Origin of the sequence: Nocardioides antri (genome assembly GCF_008373765.1) — a bacterium.
GTDB lineage: Bacteria > Actinomycetota > Actinomycetes > Propionibacteriales > Nocardioidaceae > Nocardioides > Nocardioides antri.
On sequence record NZ_VUJW01000001.1, the window covers coordinates 777501 to 797370 of the forward strand.

Sequence of the window (19870 nt, forward strand, 5' to 3'; positions counted from 1 at the left end):
CGGGCCACGATCCGAAGGAGACACCCATGCGTTCCATCCGAATCCTGACCCTCGGCGCGGCGGCCGCCGCCGCCGGCATCGCTGCGTTCTCGGCGAGCCCGGCCTCGGCGGCCGTCGTCAACGGCAGCAGCTACGACGACGTCCTCTACGGCACGTCGTCCGCCGACACCATCTACGGCTACGAGGGCCACGACTCCCTCTACGGCTACGCCGGCGCCGACGCCCTCTACGGCGGCTACGGCTACGACTACCTCGACGGCGCCGACGGCAGGGACGTGCTGCGCGGCGGCCCCGACGGCGACTACATCGCCGGTGGCGGCGGCTCCGACCGGGTCTACGGCAACGACGGCGGCGACACGCTCGTGCCGGGCTTCGGACCGGACGCCGTCCGTGCCGGCTACGGCGACGACTACCTGTACGTGTACTCCGACGGCAACGCCGACTTCGTCAAGTGCGGGCCCGGCTACGACACCGTCTACTACGACACCACCGACTTCGGCGACGAGTTCTACGGCTGCGACAACTTCGTCGCCGTCTGAGATGTGGGGTCAGTGCCCGCGGCCGCTGCCGGCGCGGCGGCCGCGGGTGACCCCCACGAAGTCCTGGTGGACCGGGCCGTCGTCCGCCACCCGCCAGATCAGCGCCACCTGGGTCGGCGGCAGGTCGACCACCGGCCGGTGGACGATGTCCTTGCGGTGGTGCAGCCGGGCGATCGCCATCGGCAGCACGACGACCCCGGTCCCGGCCGCGGCCACCTCCACGGCGTCCTTCGTCGTCATCGGCGGGAAGTCCAGCTGGTCGGCCTCCGGCCGCCAACCGGATCGCTCCGGCAGCACCAGCTGCTCGTCGACCAGGTCGGCCGTGCTGACCTCGTCCGCGGCCGCCACGAAGTGGTCGACGCCGGCCACGACGACGGGGAGCTCCTCGTAGAGCACCACGCAGTGCAAGGCCGACGGGCGGTCCCGGTCGACGGGCAGCCGGGCGAGCGCGAGGTCCGCCGTACCGTCGTCGAGCACGGCCCGCTGCTGCTCCTCCTCGACCGGCAGCAGCTCCAACCTGATGTCCGGGTGCCGTTCGCGCCACACGCGGGCCCACTTGTCGGGGGTGACCCCGGGGACGAAGGCGACGCGGAGCCGATGCACAGAACGAGAATATGGGGCAACATCACCGAAACTCTGTTTTCCGCGGCGTACGCCATGCTTAGGGTGCGGCAACGGAAGGAGGCGATTCCCTTGGCGACGACCCACGGCCCCGTCGTACTGCTGAACGCCTCCTACGAGCCGCACGACGTCGTGTCATTCCCCCACGCGGTGCGCATGCTCTTCCGGGGCGTCGCCGTCGTGCACGAGGCCGACGAGGACCGGACGATCGGCCCCCACCCGTGGCCCAAGGTCCTCCGACTGGTGCGGTATGTCGTCGCCAGCTGGATGTACCGCCCGGCGGCCTACGGCCGCGAGGCCGTGCTGCGGCGCGACCAGCGCCGGTGCGCCTACTGCGGCGCCCACGCGGACACCATCGACCACCTGGTCCCGCGCTCACGCGGCGGGACCTGGACCTGGCTCAACACGGTGGCCGCGTGCGGCCGCTGCAACAGCCGCAAGGGCAACCGGACCCCGCGCGAGGCGGGGATGCGGTTGCGATTCGAGCCGTGGGTACCTACCCGTATCGAGGTCACTGCGTGGGGGCAGCGCCGCTGACCTCGGCGAACCGGTACCAGCGCTCGGTGTCCCACGGAGGCCGCAATGACACTCACCCCGCCTGAGGGCGCCAACGACGTCGGTTTCGCGCCGCACCGCGGGAACCCGGACGACTACAACAAGAAGGGCAAGCTCCGGAAGAAGGTGTACGCGGCGGAAATCAAGCGCCTCCAGCAGGAGCTCGTGCAGCTGCAGTACTGGATCCAGAAGCAGGACCTCAAGGTCCTGGTGATCTTCGAGGGTCGAGGCTCGGCCGGCAAGGGCGGCGTGATCAAGCGAATCACCGAGATGACCAGCCCGCGAACGGTGCGGGTGGTGGCGCTGCCGAAGCCCACCGAGCGGGAGCGCACCCAGTGGTACTTCCAGCGCTACATCGCGCACCTTCCGGCCGCGGGGGAGATGTGCCTGTTCGACCGCTCCTGGTACAACCGCTCGAACGTCGAGTGGGTCATGGACTTCTGCACGCCCGAGGAGCACCAGGAGTTCCTCCGGTCGGTACCCGAGTTCGAGCGGATGCTCGTGCGGAGCGGGATCATCGTCATCAAGTACTGGTTCTCGGTGTCCTACGAGGAGCAGCGCAAGCGCTTCGAGGCGCGGAACGCCGAGCCGCTCAAGCGCTGGAAGCTGTCCGACATGGACCTCGCCGAGCACGAGCTCTACGTGCGCTACTCGATGGCGAAGGACACCACCTTCCAGCACACCGACACGAAGGCGGCGCCGTGGTACGTCGTACCGTCGGACGACAAGAAGACGGCTCGCCTCAACTGCATCAGCCACCTGCTGAGCCAGTTCGACTACGAGGACGCCGCGCCGGACGAGGTCGAGCTGCCCACGATGCGCGAAGAGCCCTACATCCGGCCGCCCATGCACGAGCAGACGTTCGTGCCGCAGCTGTTCTGACCGCCGCTGTCCTCTCAAGCGACGAGTGTGATGTCCGTCGCTGAATAGAAGGTGCCTGAGCGGTAACGAGAACGTGTTCTCGTGACCGCGGCCACAGGTCGCCGTGTCTCGAATTGCGCCTGCGGGCGCGACTTTGGCGCACTGGAGCGCAAGTGCTTGCAATAGCAAGCGTTTCGCAAACCAGAGGAAGCGTCGTGAACCACAGCTCCGCCCGTCGAGTCCGACGAGTCGCCACCGCGCCCGTGTTGATCGGCGCCATCGCCTGCTCGCTCGGTGTCCCGGAGGCGGCAGCGGCTGCCGACCCGATCAGGCCGGCGTGGCTCGTCACGGCGCAGCCCGACCGTCCCCTGAAGATCGTCGAGGGACTCACCGTGCGCCCGGAGCGCGAGACCAAGGCGCTGCCGACACGGGGCTACCAGCTGACCGCCACTTTCGGGAACGCGGGGAGCCTGTGGTCGAGCGACCACACCGGGCTCGACTTCGCCGCGCCCGAGGGCACACCGCTGTTCGCCATCGGAGACGGGGTCGTCACCGAGGTCGGCTACGACGGCGCCTACGGCAACAAGACCGTCATCAGGCTCGAGGACGGCACCGAGCTGTGGTACTGCCACCAGTCGAGCCAGAGCGTCGCCGTGGGCCAGTCGGTCTCCGCCGGCGACGTCATCGGCGCCATCGGCTCGACCGGCAACTCCACCGGGCCGCACCTCCACCTCGAGGTGCGTCGCCACGGCGAGCCGGTCGACCCCGCGGTGGCCCTCGCCGACTGGGGGCTCAGCGTCTGAGGGACCGCGGGGCCGACCCGATGTCAGGCCTGGGTGAGGAGCCCGAACTGGACGTTGCCGGCCTCGTCGATTCCGGCGTCGAGGATCTTGTCGTCGAGCTGGTCGGCCGCGGTCGAGTCGAGGTAGATCTTCGCCCCGTCCTGCTCGACGACTTGGTCACCCGCCACGGGTTGGTCCGCGGTGGTGACGGTCAGCTGTGCGTCCGGAGTGCTCATGATGCGCAGACCCGCTTCCTCAGGGGTCTCGGGGTGATCGGTGTAGCGCTTCACGATGTTGCATGCGTTCTCGGTCAGGGTGAGCATGGGAATGCTTTCTGAGTTGAGTGCAGGGCCCTTCCACCGTTGCAGCCTTGCCGCGATGGTTCAAGGCCGCCCCCGAAGGCCTGCCCCGATGCGGGCTCCCGGGGCTACCTTTGCTAATCTCAGGCCGCACTCGTCCGGGTGGCGGAATTGGCAGACGCGCTAGCTTGAGGTGCTAGTGCCCGTATTAGGGCGTGGGGGTTCAAGTCCCCCCTCGGACACCGAAGAAGGACCAGGCCGTGGCCTGGTCCTTCGTGCTTTTTCAGAGCGTGCCGGTCGCGACGAGCCAGGTGAGGACGCCGGCGTCGAGCAGCACGGAGCCGTGCGCGACGACGGAGAGGAGCGGCCCGGAGGACCAGGCGTCGGCGGTCGCCGGGGACGCGTGGCGACCCCGGGCAGGTAGCCACCGGAGCAGGATGAGGACCCCGAGGGAGGCGACCGCCCACCACGCGGCCAGGGCGACGAACGTCAGGGGGCCGCCGGTCGGCTCGGCAGCCGCCTCGGAGAGCAGGATGGTGGCCCAGCAGACCACGGCGACGGTCCCGGTCGTGGTGTGGCAGGTGAGCAGGCCGGTGCCGACGTCGAGGCGCCCGGCACCGGCGGCACCGCCGAGCCGCATCCTGGTCAGCAGGACCACGAGGGCCCCGTGCGCCACCAGGAGGCAGACCGCGTAGCGGAGCAGCTCGGGCGACATGGAGCGATGCTGCCAGTCGACGAGGACCGCGCCACGGGGACTGTTGCCGCTCCGCAGCGCGGTCCTCACCGCATTGTCCGGCGGTGACAAGTTCACCCCTCGAGCGACCTGACCCCGGCGGCGGTGCAACCGGGAGGCGCACCCTGGCGTCTCAGAGTTCGAAGGGGTGATGGCCATGGGGACCACGTGGACCGGCGATCACAGAGACGTCCCGCGGGCGCCCTGCGCGTTCCCGACGTGCGAGGCCGAGACCGTCACCGGCACGCCGATGTGCGAGGGTCACCGCCGGGTGGCGATCTCCCAGACCGGCTCCTGGCTCGAAGCCGGCTGGCCGCGGCCGAACGTCAGGTCGTCGTCGTCGTACGACGACCGCCGACGTCTGTCGTGCGACGGTTGCCGAGCGCCAGCCCGATCGCCAGCATGCCGATGGCGAGCACGAGGTGGAGCCAGTTGTCCGCGTCGTTGAGGGGCACGAAGTTGGCGTCGCTCTTGTGGTCGACGACGAGCCCGTAGACGAACAGCAGGGCGTAGATCGCACCGCCGCCGATCAGGAAGGCGCGGGCGCCGCTCCAGGTGCGGGCCATGACGAGCCCGGCGATGCCGAACAGCAGGTGCACGATGTTGTGCAGGATCGACACCTGGAAGACACCGAGCAGCTCGGCCGACGACTTGTGCCCGGCGAACTCCAGGTCGTCGACGTTGGTGGTCAGGCCGGGGACGAACCCGGCGACGCCGACGAGGAGGAAGACCGCGGCAACCACGGCGGCCATCGTCTGCAGGGGCGAAGCGGTGATCGAAGTGCGGGACGTCGTACTCATATCGGACTCCTTGGGTCGAACGACACTGGTGTGGTACCCGCGGACAGGGAGAACAGCCCTTCCCGCCACAGCAGTGGTTCGGAGCCGGTCGGCGCCCGGATTGGGTCGAGATCGACGCGGCTAGAGGTCCCGCTCGTAGGCGAGCATCAGCGGGCCGCCCTCACCCTCCGTGCGACGGAAGCCGGCCGCCTCGTAGGCGCGCTGCGCGGCGCGGTCGTCCTCGCTCGTGATCAGGTAGGCGTAGTCCGCGCCGGCCTCCCGGGACATGGTGAGCACCGCCTCCAGCAGCTCCCGGCCGAAGCCCTGTCCGCGCCGCGCCGGCACGACGTAGAGCTCGGCCAGGTAGGACTCGAGCGCGTCGCTCCAGAGCGACGGCTGCAGGCGCAGGACCGCGATGCCGACCGCCTCCCCGGACCCGTCCCGCGCGAGGAGCACCGTCGCGTTGCCGTCGGCGACGCGGGCGCGCAGGAGCCGGGCCAGCACCTCCGGCTCGGGGGCCGGCTCGTCGTACTCCGCGTTGAAGTCGCGGAGCAGCCGTCCCGCGTCCGCGAGGCCACCGTCGTCGTGCGGGGTCACCGTCTCGACCACGGATGCGACGGTACCTGCCTGCCGGGTGCGAAGATGGCGCCATGGACGAGGTCGTCGACATCTGCCGCGAGCTGATCAGGATCGACACGTCCAACTACGGGTCCGACGAGGGGCCGGGGGAGCGCAAGGCCGCTGAGTACGTCGCGGGGCTGCTCGACGAGGTCGGCATCCCCGCGGAGGTCATCGAGACGGCACCCGGTCGCGCCAACGTCCTCGCCCGCTGGGGCGGGGTCTCCACAGGCCCGACCAGCGGGGAGCGCTCGGACGCGCTGCTCCTCCACGGTCACCTCGACGTCGTGCCCGCCGCGGCGGAGGACTGGGCCGTGCACCCGTTCAGCGGCGAGGTGCAGGACGGTTACGTCTGGGGGCGAGGCGCGGTCGACATGAAGGACTTCGACGCGATGCTGCTGTCGGTCGTCCGCGAGCGGCAGCGCGCCGGGCGGGTCCCGAAGCGACCGATCGTGCTCTGCTTCACCGCCGACGAGGAGGCGGGCGGCCACCTCGGCGCCGAGATCCTGGTCCGCGACCACCCCGAGTACTTCGAGGGCTGCACAGAGGCGGTCGGCGAGGTCGGCGGCTTCAGCACGACGGTGCGCGGCCGCCGGCTCTACCTGATCGAGGCTGCGGAGAAGGGCATGGCCTGGATGCGCCTGACTGCCCGTGGTCGCGCGGGCCACGGCTCGATGATCAACCCCGACAACGCCGTCACACAGATCGCGGCTGCCGTCGCCCGCATCGGCACCTACGAGTGGCCGGTGCGGCTGACGCCGACGATGCGGACCCTCCTCGGGACCGTCGGGGCGCTGGCCGGCACCGACGTCACGCCCGAGAACGCCCGCGACCTGGTCGAGGAGTTCGGCGGTGCGACCCGGATGCTCGGCGCGGTGCTGAGCAACACCACCAACCCGACGATGCTGGGAGCCGGCTACAAGGTCAACGTGATCCCGACCGAGGCCACGGCGCACGTCGACGGCCGGACGCTGCCGGGCTACGAGGACGAGTTCTTCCGCACGCTCGCCGAGCTGTGCGGAGACGACATCAGCATCGACTACGTGTCGAACCAGCCGCCCTGGGAGACGCCGTACGACGGCGCCCTGGTCGACGCGATGACCCGCAGCCTGGTGGCGGAGGACCCTGACGCGCTGGTGGCGCCTTTCCTCATGAGCGGCGGGACCGACGCGAAGCACTTCCGCAAGTTCGGCATGCGCACCTACGGGTTCACGCCGCTCCGGCTGCCCGAGGACCTCGACTTCACCGCCCTCTTCCACGGCGTGGACGAGCGGGTGCCCGTCGACGCGCTGCAGTTCGGCGCGCGGGTGCTCGACGGCTTCCTCGACGAGGTCTGAGCCCGCTCAGGCCGTCCTGACGGCCCGGATGATCTTGCGGCGCAGGACGACGCGCCTGGTGCCGTCGGGGGAGATCCGCACCCGCACCAGCTCCCAGCCGCCGTGCTCCGCGCGCTCGACGAGCAGCTTCGTCACGACGTTGCGCGGATACTCGCGGGAGAAGGTCACCTTCTCGAACTGCCACTCAACCCCGCCGCTTCGCATCAGGCCGACTCCGAGACGTCGTCGAGAGCCGCGCGGATCTCAGGTGGCAGCTCCTTGCCTTCCACCCCGAGCGCGCCCTTCAGCTGGGTGGCGGTGCGGGCGCCGACGATCGGGGCGGTGACGCCGGGCCGGTCGCGCACCCACACCAGCGCGACCTCGAGGGGGGTCCAGCCCAGTCCGTCACCCGCGCGCACCACGGCCTCCACGATGCCGCGTCCGCGCTCGTCGAGGTAGCCCTCGAGCATGCCCGCGTGCTCGGACGCACCCCTCGACTCCGAGGGAGTGCCGGTCCGGTACTTGCCGGTCAGCACCCCCTTGCCGAGCGGGGAGTACGGCAGCACGCCGAGCCCGCTCGCCCTCGCCGCGGGCAGCACCTCGTCCTCGACCTCGCGGTTGACGAGGGAGTACTCCACCTGGGTGGACGTGATCGGCGCCCGGCCGGGCACGGCACGCTGCCAGGTGGCGGCCTGCGCGGTCTGCCAGCCGGTGTAGTTCGAGATGCCGACGTAGGACGCGCGGCCGCTGCTCACGGCGATGTCCAGTGCGGCGAGCGTCTCGTCGAGCGGGGTGCGGTCGTCCCAGACGTGCATCTGCCACAGGTCGACGTGGTCCACGCCGAGCCGCCGCAGCGACAGGTCGAGCGCCGTGAGGACGGTCCCGCGCGATGCGTCGTACGTCGGCTGTCCGCGACGGACGCCGAACCCGGCCTTGGTCGCGATCACCACGTCGTCACGGGGGACCACGTCACCGAGCAGCCGTCCGAGCAGCTCCTCGGACGCGCCGTCGCCGTAGATGTGGGCGGTGTCGAGCAGCGTGCCGCCGGCCTCGACGAACGCGATCAGCTGGTCGCGGGCCTCGTGCTCGTCGGTGCCCGTTCCCCAGGTCATCGTGCCGAGGCCCAGCCGCGACACCCGGAGACCGCTGGCGCCGACGTACCGCTGCTGCATGGGGGCAAACGTAGTCGCTCGCGCCAGCAGGGCGGATGACGGCTCGCCCATGACGCGCCCGTAGGATCCGTCACCGTGGCGGACTTCCTGCAGGCCCTGTTCCTCGGCACCCTGCAGGGCCTGACGGAGTTCCTGCCGATCTCCAGCAGCGCCCACCTGCGGATCTTCCCCGAGCTGTTCGGCTGGGGCGACCCGGGAGCGGCGTTCACCGCGGTCATCCAGATCGGGACCGAGCTCGCCGTGCTCATCTACTTCCGCAAGGACATCTGGCGGATCGCCCGGACCTGGGTCGTGTCGCTGTTCAAGCCGGAGTACCGCGGCAACCTCGACGCGCGGATGGGCTGGTTCATCATCATGGGCTCGCTGCCCATCGTCGTCCTCGGCGTGATGTTCAAGGAGACGATCGAGAAGGACTTCCGCAACCTCTGGCTGATCGGGGCGATGCTGGTCGCGATGGGCGTGGTGCTCGGCGTGGCGGACAGGCTCGGCCGCACGGACCGCAAGATCAAGCAGCTCACGGTGCGCGACGCGGTCCTGATGGGGCTGGCGCAGGCGATGGCGCTGATCCCCGGCGTCTCCCGGTCCGGCGCGACGCTGTCGATGGGTCGGATCCTGGGCTATGAGCGCGAGGCGGCCACCCGCTACGCCTTCCTGCTCGCGATCCCGGCGGTGGTCGGCGCGGGCGTCTACGAGATGAAGGAGATCAACGGCCCCAACACCTACGGCTGGGGCCCGACGGTCGTCGCGACGATCATGTCGTTCCTGGTGGGGTACGCCGCGATCGCGTGGCTGCTGCGCTACGTGAGCACCCACAGCTACACGCCGTTCGTGATCTACCGGGTGCTGCTCGGCGGTGCGGTGCTGGCGCTGCTCGCGGCGGGCGTGCTGACCGCCTGACCCGTCACATCCACCCGGACTTCTTGAACCACGCCCAGAGCACCGCCGAGCTGCCGACCATGAGGAACAGCGCCCACAGGTAGCCGAGCTGCCAGTGCAGCTCGGGCATGCGGTCGAAGTTCATGCCGTAGACGCCGGCGATCAGCGTCGGCAGCAGGAGGAGGGCCGCGCCGGCGGAGATCTTGCGCATGTCGTCGTTCTGCTGCAGCTGGATCCGGGCGACGTGGGCCTCGAACGCGGTCGACAGGAGGGAGTCGAGGGTGTCGATCGACTCGGCGGCGACGCTGAGGTGGTCACCGACGTCCCGGAAGAACGGGCCGGCGTCCGGCACGATCCCGGGCACGTCGCCGGCGGTGAACCGGCGCATCGGCTCCCGGAGCGGCAGGACGGCGCGGCGCACCTCCGCGAGCTCGCGCTTCAGCCGGTAGATCCGAACCGAGTCGTTGGTGCGCTCCTCGGAGAACACCGAGCTCTCGACCTCGTCGACGTCGACCTGCAGGTCCTGCATCACGGCGAGGTAGCCGTCGACGACCGTGTCGCTGACCGCGTAGACCACCGCCGACGGCCCGTGGCTGAGGACGTCGTGCTGCCCCTCGAGCTGGTGCCGGGCGTCCTTGAGCTGGGACCCGCGACCGTGGCGCACGGTGACCACGAAGTCCTCACCGACGAAGAGGTTGATCTCGCCGGTCTCGACGGCATCGTCCTCGTCGACGTACCAGAGCGTCTTGAGGGTCAGGAACAGGCTGCCCTCGTAGAGCTCCAGCTTCGGTCGCTGGTGTGCGACGACGGCGTCCTCGACGGCGAGCGGGTGCAGTCCGAACGCCCCCGCGATCTCGTCGAGCTCGTCCTGGGTCGGCTCGTAGAGGCCGACCCAGACGAAGTCGTGGTCGCGCGACGCGGCTGCCCGCAGCGCCTGGTAGTCCTGGGCAGGGCAGTCGACCGGGACCCGCTCCCCCTTGTGGTAGACGGCGCTGTCAACGATCACGGTCACACGCTAGTGGCTAGATTCACCTTCGTGGCCACGGTTCTCCTGGTGCGACACGGTCGCACCACTGCCAACGCGTCCGGCGTGCTGGCCGGTCGGCTCGCCGGCGTACGCCTCGACGAGACGGGGGAGCGCCAGGCGCGCACGACCGCCGAGCGGATCGCCGCCGTCCCGGTGGCGGCCCTCGTCACCAGCCCGCAGGAGCGGTGCCGCCAGACGGCGAAGGTGGTTGCCGCTGCTCAGGCCGACCGGATGAAGGCGACGAGCGAGCGCGGCCTCGCCGAGTGCGACTACGGCGAGTGGCAGGGCCGCACGATCAGGGAGCTCGCCAAGGAGAAGCTCTGGACGACGGTGCAGCGCCATCCGTCGGCCGCCGTGTTCCCCGGCGGCGAGTCCATGGTCGACATGCGGCACCGCGCGGTCGAGGCCGTACGACGCCACGACGCCGCTGTCGAGGCGGAGCACGGCCCGAGCGCGGTCTGGGTGGCCGTGAGCCACGGCGACATCATCAAGGCGATCCTCGCCGACGCCCTCGGCATGCACCTGGACCTGTTCCAGCGGATCAACGTCGACCCGGCGTCGGTGTCGATCGTGCAGTACACCCTCGACCGGCCCTACGTGCTGGCGTCGAACACCCACGCAGGTGACCTGTCGTGGCTCGCGCGACCGGCCGGGAAGCGGACCCGCCGGTCTCGGGCGACCGTCGGCGGCGGCGCCGGGCCCGACCCCGTGACCGAAGGCTCGTAGGCTCTGACCATGCCTCCGATCGTCCACGCCTTCGACCCGCCCGAGCGCTTCGTCGCCGGCACCGTCGGCGAGCCCGGGGCGCGCACGTTCTTCCTGCAGGCCCGCGAGGGGGCCCGCGTCGTCAGCGTGGCGCTCGAGAAGCAGCAGGTGGCGGCACTCGCCGAGCGGGTCGACGAGCTGCTCGACGAAGTGATGGCCGAGGCGCGCACCACGTCGGTGATCCCGGCGGTCGCGCCGGTGGGCCTGGCCGACGAGGAGCCGCTGGACCTCCCGATCGCGGAGGAGTTCCGCGCCGGCACGATGACCCTCTCCTGGGACCCCCAGGCCGAGCGCGTCGTGATCGAGGTCTTCCCGGTCGGCGAGGAGATGGTCGGGCTGGCCGACGACGCCGAGGACGCCGTGATCCTCGAGGACGCCGAGCCGACGGAGGTGTTCGTCGTCCGCATCGACGCCGCGCACGCCCGGGCCTTCGTCCAGCGCGCCGAGCGGGTCATCGGCGCGGGCCGTCCGGACTGCCCGTTCTGCGGCCAGCCGATCGACCCCGACGGTCACCTCTGCGTGCGGGCCAACGGCTTCAAGCGCCGGCTCGAGTGATGGACGCCCCCGCCGGCCGCGTGGAGCTGCGCGGGCGGATCATGCCGGCGTCCAACGTCACGTTCCTCGCGGACCTCGACGGCCGGGAGGTCGTCTACAAGCCGGTCGCCGGCGAGCGGCCGCTGTGGGACTTCCCCGACGGCACCCTCGCCGACCGCGAGGTGGCCGCCTACCTCGTGAGCGAGGCAACCGGGTGGGAGCTCGTGCCGCGCACGTGGTGGGGCGAGGGGCCGCACGGTCCGGGCATGCTCCAGGAGTGGCAGGTGGTCGACCCCGACCAGGAGGCGGTGACGCTGGTACGGGCGGGACGCGTCCCCGACGGCTGGTTCGCGGTCTTCGACGGCATCGACGACCGCGACCGCGACGTCACCCTCGTCCACGAGGACTCCGTCGCGCTGCGCCGGCTGGCCGTCTTCGACGTGCTGGTCAACAACGCCGACCGCAAGGGCGGCCACGTCCTGCCGATGCCGGACGGCCACCGCTACGGCGTCGACCACGGCGTGACCCTCCACCACGAGCCGAAGCTCCGCACCGTGCTCTGGGGCTGGGCGGGCATGCCGCTGACCGACGAGGAGCGCGAGCGCGTGTCCGCCGTGCTCGCTGACCTGCGGGGCGACCTCGGCGTACGGCTCGGCGACCACCTCACCGACGTCGAGGTCCACGCCTTGGAGCACCGTGCCGAGCGGTTGCTCGCCCGCGGCGTGCTTCCCGGGCCGCACGGCGGGTGGCCGGCCATCCCCTGGCCCCCGTTCTGAGAGCCGCAGATAGCATCAGCGCATGCGCGCGTGGACCGCTCCGGAGATCCCGACCCTCGACGTGGTCGGGCCGCCGGTGTCGCTGCACGACACCGCGTCCGGCGGGCGGGTGACGGTGGCGCCGGACGACGCCGCCCGGCTCTACGTCTGCGGCATCACGCCGTACGACGCCACCCACCTCGGGCACGCCAACACCTACATCGGGTTCGATCTGCTCAACCGCGCGTGGCGATCGGCCGGCCACCAGGTGCGCTACGTCCAGAACGTCACCGACGTCGACGACCCGCTGCTCGAGCGCGCGACCAAGGTAGGCGTCGACTGGGTCGAGCTCGCCGAGCGCGAGACCGAGCTGTTCCGCCAGGACATGCAGGCCCTGCGGGTGCTGCCGCCGGACGCCTACGTCGGCGCGGTCGAGTCGATCCCGCTCGTGGTCGCGCTCATCGAGCGCCTCCAGGAAGCGGGCGCGATCTACCGCGTCGAGGACGACCTCTACTTTTCCGTGACCGCCGACCCCGCCTTCGGCGACGAGTCGGGCTACGACCGCGAGACGATGATGCGGTTCTTCGCCGAGCGCGGGGGAGACCCCGACCGCGCCGGCAAGAAGGACCCGCTCGACTGCGTCGTGTGGCGCGGCGAGCGGCCCGACGAGCCGTCCTGGGAGAGCCCGTTCGGCCCCGGCCGGCCCGGTTGGCACATCGAGTGCACGGCGATCGCGCTGGAGCACCTCGGCTCGACGATGGACGTCCAGGCCGGCGGCAGCGACCTCGTCTTCCCCCACCACGAGATGTGCGCGGGCCACGCACAGGTGGCGACCGGCGCGCCGTTCGCCCGCGCCTACGTGCACGCCGGCATGGTCGGCTACGACGGCGAGAAGATGTCGAAGTCCCGCGGCAACCTGGTCTTCGTCTCCGCCCTCCGCAACAGCGACATCGACCCGATGGCGATCCGGCTGGCCCTGCTGCGGCACCACTACCGCGAGGACTGGGAGTGGACCGACGACGTGCTCTGGACCGCCCTCGACGACGTCGAGCGGTGGCGCCGCGCTCTCGCGCTGGGAGCCGGAGCCCCGGCGGAGCCGGTCGTGACCGAGGTGCTTGCCGCGCTGGCCGACGACATCGACGCCCCCCGTGCGACGGCGGCGATCGACGCCTGGGTGGCCGCCACCCTGGGCACTGACGGTCTTGCCGACACCAGCGACCCCGACGCCGCCGCGACGCTGCTCCCGGTGCTCGACGCGGCGCTGGGCCTCAGCCTCTAGTCGACCGGCTACTCGTCCTCGGTGCGCCGCTTCAGGTAGCGCTCGAACTCGCGGGCGATCGCCTCGCCCGACGCCTCCGGCAGGTCCGCGGTGTCCCGCGTCTCCTCGAGCGACCGGACGTAGTCGGCGACGTCCTCGTCCTCCTCGGCGAGCTCGTCGACGCCGCGCTCCCAGGCGCGCGCGTCCTCGGGGAGGTCGCCGAGCGGGATGCTGACCTCGAGCAGGTCCTCGATCTGCCCCAGCAGGGCGAGCGTGGCCTTCGGGCACGGCGGCTGCGCGACGTAGTGCGGCACCGCTGCCCAGTACGACGCCGCCGGGATGTCGAGCTTCACGCAGGCGTCCTGGAGCACGCCGACGATCCCGGTCGGCCCCTCGTAGGTGGACTGCTCGAGCTTCATCCGGTCGACGAGGTCGGGCTCGGTCGCCGTACCCGTCACCGGGATCGGCCGGGTGTGCGGCGTGTCGGCGAGGAGGGCGCCGAGCGTCACGACCAGCTCGGCGCCCAGGTCGTCGATGCAGGCGAGCAGCTCGGCGCAGAACCCGCGCCACCGCATGTTGGGCTCGATGCCGCGGACCAGGATCACGTCGTGGTCGAGGTCCGGGGGAGAGGCGATGGCGACGTGCGTGCTCGGCCAGGTGAGCTTGCGGAAGCCGTTCTCGTCCACCCCGACCGTCGGCCGGTTCACCTGGAAGTCGTAGTAGTCCTCGGGATCGATGGCCGCGATGACCCGCGCGTTCCACACCCTGAGCAGGTGGTCCACGACCCCCGAGGCCGCCTCGGCAGCGTCGTTCCACCCCTCGAACGCAGCGATCACCACGGGCCGGACCAGCGCCGGCGGGTCCTCGATCTCCATCACCTCGTCGAGCCTAGTGCCAGCATTCGGAAAATCCTTGGTGGGTCGGACGCGCCCGTTAGGATCGGCAGTGCCGAGAGGCGTTGCAACGGATCCCGAAACCGGAGGGTCCGCCACGCTCGGTGATTCTCAAGGGCGCCTTCCGTGACGGAAGGATGTGACATGGCAGCGGCAGACCAGGCCTGGCAGCCGGATGCGACCGACGAGCTGACGACGCTCCTGCGTGAGCGGATCGTGATCCTCGACGGCGCGATGGGCACCGCGATCCAGCGGGACCGCCCGGACGAGGCCGGCTACCGCGGGGAGCGGTTCTCTGATCGCACGGCCTGGCCGTCGGACCTGATCGGCAACAACGACCTGCTGACGATCACCCAGCCCGCGATCATCGCCGGCATCCACCGGGAGTACCTCGAGGCCGGCGCCGACATCATCGAGACCAACACGTTCAACTCGAACTCCGTCTCGCTCTCCGACTACGGCATGGAGGAGCTCTCCTACGAGCTCAACCTCGAGGCGGCCCGGTTGGCGCGCGGTGTCTGCGACGAGGTCGCAGCGGCGACCGGCCGGAGGCGCTACGTCGCCGGCGCGCTCGGCCCCACGACGCGCACCGCGTCGATCAGCCCCGACGTCAACGACCCCGGCGCCCGCAACGTCTCCTGGGACCAGCTCGTCGACGCCTACCTGACCGCCGCCCGCGGCCTGGTCGACGGCGGCTCCGACCTGCTCTTCATCGAGACCATCTTCGACACCCTCAACGCGAAGGCCGCGATCTTCGCGGTGGAGACGCTCTTCGAGGAGACCGGGCGCCGTTGGCCCGTGGTCATCTCCGGCACCATCACCGACGCGTCCGGCCGGACCCTGTCCGGCCAGGTCACCGAGGCGTTCTGGGACTCCGTCCGACACGCCCGCCCGCTCGCCGTCGGCCTGAACTGCGCCCTCGGCGCGAAGGAGATGCGGCCCTACATCGCCGAGCTCTCGCGCCTCGCCGACTCGTTCGTGTCGGCGTACCCCAACGCCGGCCTGCCCAACGCCTTCGGTGAGTACGACGAGGCGCCGGCCGACACCGCGGCCGTGATCTCGGAGTTCGCCGAGTCCGGCTTCGTCAACATCGTCGGCGGCTGCTGCGGCACGACTCCCGCGCACATCGCGGCGATCGCCGCCGCCGTCGACGGGAAGGACCGACGCGAGCCGGTCGCCGTACAGCCCGCCCTCCGGCTGTCCGGCCTCGAGCCGTTCACGATCAACGAGGACAGCCTCTTCGTGAACGTCGGCGAGCGCACCAACATCACCGGCTCGGCGAAGTTCCGCAACCTGATCAAGGACGGCGACTACGACACGGCGTTGTCGGTCGCTGCGCAGCAGGTCGAGGCCGGCGCCCAGGTCATCGACGTCAACATGGACGAGGGCATGATCGACGGCGTCGCGGCCATGGACCGCTTCCTCAAGCTGATCGCCGCCGAGCCCGACATCAGCCGGGTGCCGATCATGGTGGACTCCTCGAAGTGGGAGGTCATCGAGGCCGGGCTCAAGACCGTCCAGGGCAAGCCGATCGTCAACTCGATCTCCATGAAGGAGGGCGAGGCGAGGTTCATCGAGCAGGCCCAGCTGTGCAAGAAGTACGGCGCCGCGGCCGTGGTGATGGCGTTCGACGAGGACGGCCAGGCCGACAACCTCGAGCGCCGGAAGGCGATCTGCGAGCGGGCCTACCGGATCCTGGTCGACCAGGTCGGGTTCCCGGCCGAGGACATCATCTTCGACCCGAACGTGTTCGCGGTCGCCACCGGCATCGAGGAGCACGCCAACTACGGCGTCGACTTCATCGAGGCCACCCGCTGGATCAAGCAGAACCTGCCCGGCGCGAAGGTCTCCGGCGGCATCTCCAACGTCAGCTTCAGCTTCCGGGGCAACAACCCCGTGCGTGAGGCGATCCACGCGGTGTTCCTGTACCACGCGATCGAGGCCGGCCTCGACATGGGCATCGTCAACGCCGGTGCGTTGGTTCCTTACACCGAGATCGACCCGGAGCTCCGCGACGCGATCGAGGACGTCGTCCTCAACCGCACCGACGACTCGGTCGCCGCCACCGAGCGGCTGCTCGGCCTCGCCGAGCGCTACCGGGGGACTGGCGAGGTCGCCGAAGCAACTGCCGAGGAGTGGCGCAGCCTGCCCGTCGGCGAGCGGATCACGCACGCGCTGGTGAAGGGCATCGACGCCCACGTCGAGGCCGACACCGAGGAGCTCCGCGCCGAGATCGCCGCCCGCGGCGGCCGCCCGATCGAGGTGATCGAGGGCCCGCTGATGGACGGGATGAACGTGGTCGGCGACCTCTTCGGCGCCGGCAAGATGTTCCTTCCGCAGGTCGTGAAGTCGGCACGGGTGATGAAGAAGGCCGTCGCGTATCTCATTCCCTTCATCGAGCAGGAGAAGCTCGACAACCCCGAGCTCGCCGCTGAGTCGTCGGGGAAGGACACGAACGGCACGATCGTGCTCGCCACCGTCAAGGGCGACGTCCACGACATCGGCAAGAACATCGTCGGCGTCGTGCTGTCCTGCAACAACTACGAGGTCATCGACCTCGGCGTGATGGTGCCGGCGCAGAAGATCCTCGACACGGCGAAGGAGGTCGGCGCCGACATCATCGGCCTCTCCGGCCTGATCACGCCGAGCTTGGACGAGATGGTCGGGTTCGCCACCGAGATGCAGCGCCTCGGTCTGAGCATTCCGCTCCTCATCGGCGGTGCCACCACGTCCCGCGCGCACACGGCCGTCAAGGTCGACCCGAAGTACGACGGCCCCGTCGTGTGGGTCAAGGACGCTTCGCGCTCGGTCCCGACCGCTGCCGCCCTGCTCGACGACCGGCAGCGCCCGGCGCTGCTCGACGCGACCAAGGCCGACTACGACTCGCTCCGGGCACGCCACTCCCAGAAGTCGGAGCGCCCGCAGCTGTCCTTCGCGCTCGCGCAGGCCAACAAGACGCCGATCGACTGGGACGGCTACACGCCGCCGCAGCCCAAGCAGCCGGGCGTCCACGTGCTCGCCGACTACGACCTCAGCGAGCTGCGCGGCTACATCGACTGGCAGCCGTTCTTCAACGCGTGGGAGATGAAGGGCAAGTTCCCCGACATCCTCAACAGCCCGACCCAGGGCGAGACCGCGCGCAAGCTCTACGAGGACGCGCAGGCCATGCTCGACCGGCTTCTCGAGGAGAAGTGGCTGACGGCCAACGGCGTCTACGGCCTGTTCCCGGCCGCGAGCACCGGCGAGGACGTCGTGGTCTACGCCGACGACAGCCGCGCCGAGACCGTGGCGACGCTCCACCAGCTCCGCCAGCAGGGCCAGCACCGCGCCGGCGTACCCAACCGCTCCCTCGCCGACTACGTCGCCCCCATCGGGGCGGACCTGTCCGGGGGCGGCGACTGGGTGGGCGCGTTCGCGGTGACCGCGGGCCACGGGGTGACCGAGCGGATCAAGGCGTTCAAGGAGGAGCTCGACGACTACTCCGCGATCCTGCTGGAGGCGCTCGCCGACCGGCTCGCCGAGGCGTTCGCGGAGCGGCTGCACCAGCGGGTGCGCACGGAGTTCTGGGCCCATGTGCCCGAGGAGCAGCTCTCCAACGAGGACCTGATCGCGGAGAAGTACACCGGGATCCGTCCCGCGCCGGGCTACCCCGCCTGCCCCGACCACACCGAGAAGCAGACCATCTGGGAGCTGCTCGACGTCGAGGCCAACACCGGCATCCAGCTGACCGAGTCGATGGCGATGTGGCCGGGTGCGGCCGTCTCCGGTGTCTACTACAGCCACCCGCAGGCGCAGTACTTCGTGGTCGGCCGGCTCGGGCGCGACCAGGTCGCCGACTACGCCGAGCGCAAGGGCTGGACCCTGGCCGAGGCGGAGAAGTGGCTCTCGCCGAACCTCGGGTATGACCCCGAGGACTGACGCTCCGGCGGCCGTCCTCTGGGACATGGACGGCACGCTGGTCGACACGGAGCCCTACTGGATGGCGACCGAGATCGAGCTCGCCGAGGAGTACGGCGCCACCTGGACCACGGCCGACGCCCACGCGTTGGTCGGCAACAGCCTGCTGGCGTCCGGGGCCTACATCCGGGAGCGGATGGGGATCCCGCTGAGCCCGGAGGAGATCGTGGAGCGGCTGCTCGACGGTGTCGTCGCCCGCGTCCAGCACGCCGTGCCGTGGTGTCCCGGCGCCCGCGAGCTGCTGCTGGCATTGAAGGACGCCGGCGTGCCGTGCGGACTGGTGACGATGTCCTACCAGCGGTTCGTCGCCCCGATCCTCGAGCACCTGCCCCCCGAGACCTTCCGGGTCGTCGTCACCGGCGACCAGGTCGACCAGGGCAAGCCGCACCCGGAGGCCTATCTCACCGCGGCCGCTGCCCTGGGCGTCGACCCCGAGGACTGCGTGGCGATCGAGGACTCCCCGACCGGCGCAACCTCTGCGGAGGCGGCGAACTGCCGGGTGCTGGTGGTGCCGAACCACGTCGCCGTGCCCCCCGGACCGCGCCGGGTCTTCCGCGACACCCTGGTGGGGCTCAGTCCGGCGGAGCTGGCGTCGTTGTAGGCAGCGGCGGGGGCGTGCCGCCGTACGACGGGCACAGCGCCTGGTGGGAGCACCACCGGCACAGCGGACCGGGGCTCGGCTGCCAGTCTCCGGTCTCCTGAGCGCGCCGGACGGCCTCCCACACGGCCTGGACCTTGCGCTCGGTGGCGAGGAGGTCCTGCTCGTCGGGGTCGTAGGTGAGGACCTCGGCGTTGGCGAGGTAGATCAGCTGGAGGCGGCGGGGGATCACCCCGCGCATCCGCCAGATCACCAGCGCGTAGAACTTGAGCTGGAACAGCGCCTTGCCCTCGAAGGCCTCCTGCGGTGACTTGGAGGTCTTGTAGTCCACCACCCTGATCGCGCCGTCGGGCGCGATGTCGACGCGGTCCACGACGCCCCGGAGCAGGAGCTTGGTGTCGGTCAGCGTCTCGACGTAGAGCTCCCGCTCGGCCGGCTCGAGCAGCCGCGGGTCCTCGAGCGTGAAGTAGCGCGCCAGCACCTCCCGGCACGAGACCAGCCATGCTCCGACCGCGGCGCCCTCGTCGCGGTCGGGGAAGAGCGCCTCGAGCGCCGGCTCTGCCTCGAGCACCGCCTCCCAGGCCGGCGCCACCATCGCGGCGGCACGCTCCGGGGTCCGGTCGGTCGCCGGCAGGTCGAAGAGGTCCTCCAGCACCTTGTGCACGACCGTGCCGCGAACCGCGTCGACCGACGGCGGCTCCGGCAGCCGGTCGATGGTGCGGAACCGGAAGAGAAGGGGGCAGGTCATGAAGTCGCCCGCCCGCGACGGCGACAGCGCGCCCAGCACGTCCACGCCGTCGACGCGGGTGCCGACCCGCTCGGCGGGGTCGGCCGGCGCGACGCCGGTCGGGACGGTCGGGGTGGTCATGACATCGACGGTAGGTCACACCGCCGACACTGTCCGCGAAGCGGGCTGTCGCGGACAGGTTGGA

Annotated in this window: 22 protein-coding genes and 1 tRNA gene; 13 read left to right on the forward strand and 10 right to left on the reverse strand. The window is 70.7% G+C overall.

Going from position 1 to position 19870, the window contains the following annotated elements; genetic code table 11:
- The first annotated feature begins 26 nt into the window (after window positions 1-26).
- Window positions 27-539: a calcium-binding protein gene (locus tag F0U47_RS03795; RefSeq protein ID WP_188111148.1), complete on the forward strand. Its 513-nt coding sequence runs from the start codon at window positions 27-29 to the stop codon at window positions 537-539.
- Between the two features lie 9 nt (window positions 540-548).
- Here F0U47_RS03795 and F0U47_RS03800 read toward each other — a convergent pair whose 3' ends face one another.
- Window positions 549-1142: a LysR family transcriptional regulator substrate-binding protein gene (locus F0U47_RS03800; protein WP_149748944.1), complete on the reverse strand. Its 594-nt coding sequence runs from the start codon at window positions 1140-1142 to the stop codon at window positions 549-551.
- A gap of 90 nt (window positions 1143-1232) precedes the next feature.
- Between F0U47_RS03800 and F0U47_RS03805 the strand changes: the two genes are divergently transcribed.
- The 3 genes from F0U47_RS03805 (at window position 1233) to F0U47_RS03815 (ending at window position 3379) form a co-directional block, all read left to right on the forward strand.
- On the forward strand, window positions 1233-1697 hold the full coding sequence (locus tag F0U47_RS03805) for an HNH endonuclease (RefSeq protein WP_246159413.1): 465 nt from the start codon (window positions 1233-1235) through the stop codon (window positions 1695-1697).
- A gap of 45 nt (window positions 1698-1742) precedes the next feature.
- Complete coding sequence (gene ppk2 / locus F0U47_RS03810) at window positions 1743-2597, forward strand: polyphosphate kinase 2 (RefSeq protein ID WP_149748946.1); 855 nt, start codon at window positions 1743-1745, stop codon at window positions 2595-2597.
- A 194-nt stretch (window positions 2598-2791) separates the two neighbouring features.
- A complete protein-coding gene (locus tag F0U47_RS03815; RefSeq protein ID WP_223162630.1) occupies window positions 2792-3379 on the forward strand; it encodes a M23 family metallopeptidase in 588 nt (195 codons plus the stop codon).
- 23 nt (window positions 3380-3402) lie between these two features.
- Here F0U47_RS03815 and F0U47_RS03820 read toward each other — a convergent pair whose 3' ends face one another.
- Window positions 3403-3681 carry a Fe-S cluster assembly protein HesB gene (locus F0U47_RS03820; RefSeq protein ID WP_149748948.1) on the reverse strand — a complete coding sequence of 93 codons (279 nt, stop codon included), beginning with the start codon at window positions 3679-3681 and terminating at the stop codon, window positions 3403-3405.
- Window positions 3682-3813: 132 nt separating this feature from the next.
- Between F0U47_RS03820 and F0U47_RS03825 the strand changes: the two genes are divergently transcribed.
- Window positions 3814-3899, forward strand: a tRNA-Leu gene (locus tag F0U47_RS03825).
- Between the two features lie 41 nt (window positions 3900-3940).
- Here F0U47_RS03825 and F0U47_RS03830 read toward each other — a convergent pair.
- The 3 genes from F0U47_RS03830 to F0U47_RS03840 form a co-directional block, all read right to left on the reverse strand.
- Complete coding sequence (locus tag F0U47_RS03830) at window positions 3941-4372, reverse strand: hypothetical protein (protein WP_149748949.1); 432 nt, start codon at window positions 4370-4372, stop codon at window positions 3941-3943.
- Between the two features lie 344 nt (window positions 4373-4716).
- Window positions 4717-5190, reverse strand: a complete 474-nt coding sequence (locus tag F0U47_RS03835; RefSeq protein ID WP_149748950.1) for a DUF4383 domain-containing protein — start codon at window positions 5188-5190, stop codon at window positions 4717-4719.
- Window positions 5191-5310: 120 nt separating this feature from the next.
- Window positions 5311-5778 (reverse strand): GNAT family N-acetyltransferase, encoded by a 468-nt coding sequence (locus F0U47_RS03840; protein WP_149748951.1) that lies wholly within the window; start codon window positions 5776-5778, stop codon window positions 5311-5313.
- A gap of 41 nt (window positions 5779-5819) precedes the next feature.
- On the opposite strand from F0U47_RS03840, the gene F0U47_RS03845 reads away from it, so the two are divergent.
- Window positions 5820-7124: a M20/M25/M40 family metallo-hydrolase gene (locus tag F0U47_RS03845; protein ID WP_223162631.1), complete on the forward strand. Its 1305-nt coding sequence runs from the start codon at window positions 5820-5822 to the stop codon at window positions 7122-7124.
- A 6-nt stretch (window positions 7125-7130) separates the two neighbouring features.
- On the opposite strand, the gene F0U47_RS03850 is transcribed toward F0U47_RS03845, so the two are convergent.
- Together F0U47_RS03850 and F0U47_RS03855 are read right to left on the reverse strand one after the other, a co-directional pair.
- On the reverse strand, window positions 7131-7328 hold the full coding sequence (locus F0U47_RS03850) for a DUF5703 family protein (protein WP_149748953.1): 198 nt from the start codon (window positions 7326-7328) through the stop codon (window positions 7131-7133).
- Window positions 7328-8275: an aldo/keto reductase gene (locus tag F0U47_RS03855; RefSeq protein ID WP_149748954.1), complete on the reverse strand. Its 948-nt coding sequence runs from the start codon at window positions 8273-8275 to the stop codon at window positions 7328-7330. The genes F0U47_RS03850 and F0U47_RS03855 overlap by 1 nt, the downstream gene beginning before the upstream one ends.
- Window positions 8276-8350: 75 nt before the next feature.
- On the opposite strand from F0U47_RS03855, the gene F0U47_RS03860 reads away from it, so the two are divergent.
- Window positions 8351-9172: an undecaprenyl-diphosphate phosphatase gene (locus tag F0U47_RS03860; protein WP_149748955.1), complete on the forward strand. Its 822-nt coding sequence runs from the start codon at window positions 8351-8353 to the stop codon at window positions 9170-9172.
- A gap of 4 nt (window positions 9173-9176) precedes the next feature.
- On the opposite strand, the gene corA is transcribed toward F0U47_RS03860, so the two are convergent.
- The gene (gene corA / locus F0U47_RS03865; RefSeq protein ID WP_149748956.1) at window positions 9177-10157 is read right to left on the reverse strand and encodes a magnesium/cobalt transporter CorA; all 981 of its coding nucleotides are present in this window, start codon (window positions 10155-10157) and stop codon (window positions 9177-9179) included.
- A gap of 30 nt (window positions 10158-10187) precedes the next feature.
- Here corA and F0U47_RS03870 point away from each other — a divergent pair, with 30 nt between their 5' ends.
- The 4 genes from F0U47_RS03870 to mshC are packed head-to-tail and all read left to right on the forward strand — an operon-like array spanning window position 10188 to window position 13511.
- Window positions 10188-10904 carry a histidine phosphatase family protein gene (locus tag F0U47_RS03870; protein ID WP_149748957.1) on the forward strand — a complete coding sequence of 239 codons (717 nt, stop codon included), beginning with the start codon at window positions 10188-10190 and terminating at the stop codon, window positions 10902-10904.
- Window positions 10905-10913: 9 nt separating this feature from the next.
- Window positions 10914-11498, forward strand: coding sequence for a DUF3090 domain-containing protein (locus F0U47_RS03875; protein WP_149748958.1), 585 nt, complete (start codon window positions 10914-10916; stop codon window positions 11496-11498).
- Window positions 11498-12253: an SCO1664 family protein gene (locus F0U47_RS03880; RefSeq protein ID WP_149748959.1), complete on the forward strand. Its 756-nt coding sequence runs from the start codon at window positions 11498-11500 to the stop codon at window positions 12251-12253. Before F0U47_RS03875 ends, F0U47_RS03880 begins: the two co-directional genes overlap by 1 nt.
- A gap of 22 nt (window positions 12254-12275) precedes the next feature.
- Window positions 12276-13511 carry a cysteine--1-D-myo-inosityl 2-amino-2-deoxy-alpha-D-glucopyranoside ligase gene (mshC, locus tag F0U47_RS03885; RefSeq protein ID WP_149748960.1) on the forward strand — a complete coding sequence of 412 codons (1236 nt, stop codon included), beginning with the start codon at window positions 12276-12278 and terminating at the stop codon, window positions 13509-13511.
- Window positions 13512-13519: 8 nt separating this feature from the next.
- On the opposite strand, the gene F0U47_RS03890 is transcribed toward mshC, so the two are convergent.
- Window positions 13520-14365 (reverse strand): PAC2 family protein, encoded by an 846-nt coding sequence (locus F0U47_RS03890; protein ID WP_438362050.1) that lies wholly within the window; start codon window positions 14363-14365, stop codon window positions 13520-13522.
- A gap of 162 nt (window positions 14366-14527) precedes the next feature.
- Between F0U47_RS03890 and metH the strand changes: the two genes are divergently transcribed.
- Both metH and F0U47_RS03900 read left to right on the forward strand, forming a co-directional pair.
- Complete coding sequence (metH, locus tag F0U47_RS03895; protein WP_149748962.1) at window positions 14528-18301, forward strand: methionine synthase; 3774 nt, start codon at window positions 14528-14530, stop codon at window positions 18299-18301.
- A complete protein-coding gene (locus tag F0U47_RS03900) occupies window positions 18285-18941 on the forward strand; it encodes an HAD family hydrolase (protein WP_149748963.1) in 657 nt (218 codons plus the stop codon). Before metH ends, F0U47_RS03900 begins: the two co-directional genes overlap by 17 nt.
- On the opposite strand, the gene F0U47_RS03905 is transcribed toward F0U47_RS03900, so the two are convergent.
- Window positions 18913-19806: a RecB family exonuclease gene (locus tag F0U47_RS03905; protein ID WP_149748964.1), complete on the reverse strand. Its 894-nt coding sequence runs from the start codon at window positions 19804-19806 to the stop codon at window positions 18913-18915. The genes F0U47_RS03900 and F0U47_RS03905 overlap by 29 nt on opposite strands.
- Window positions 19807-19870 lie beyond the last annotated feature (64 nt).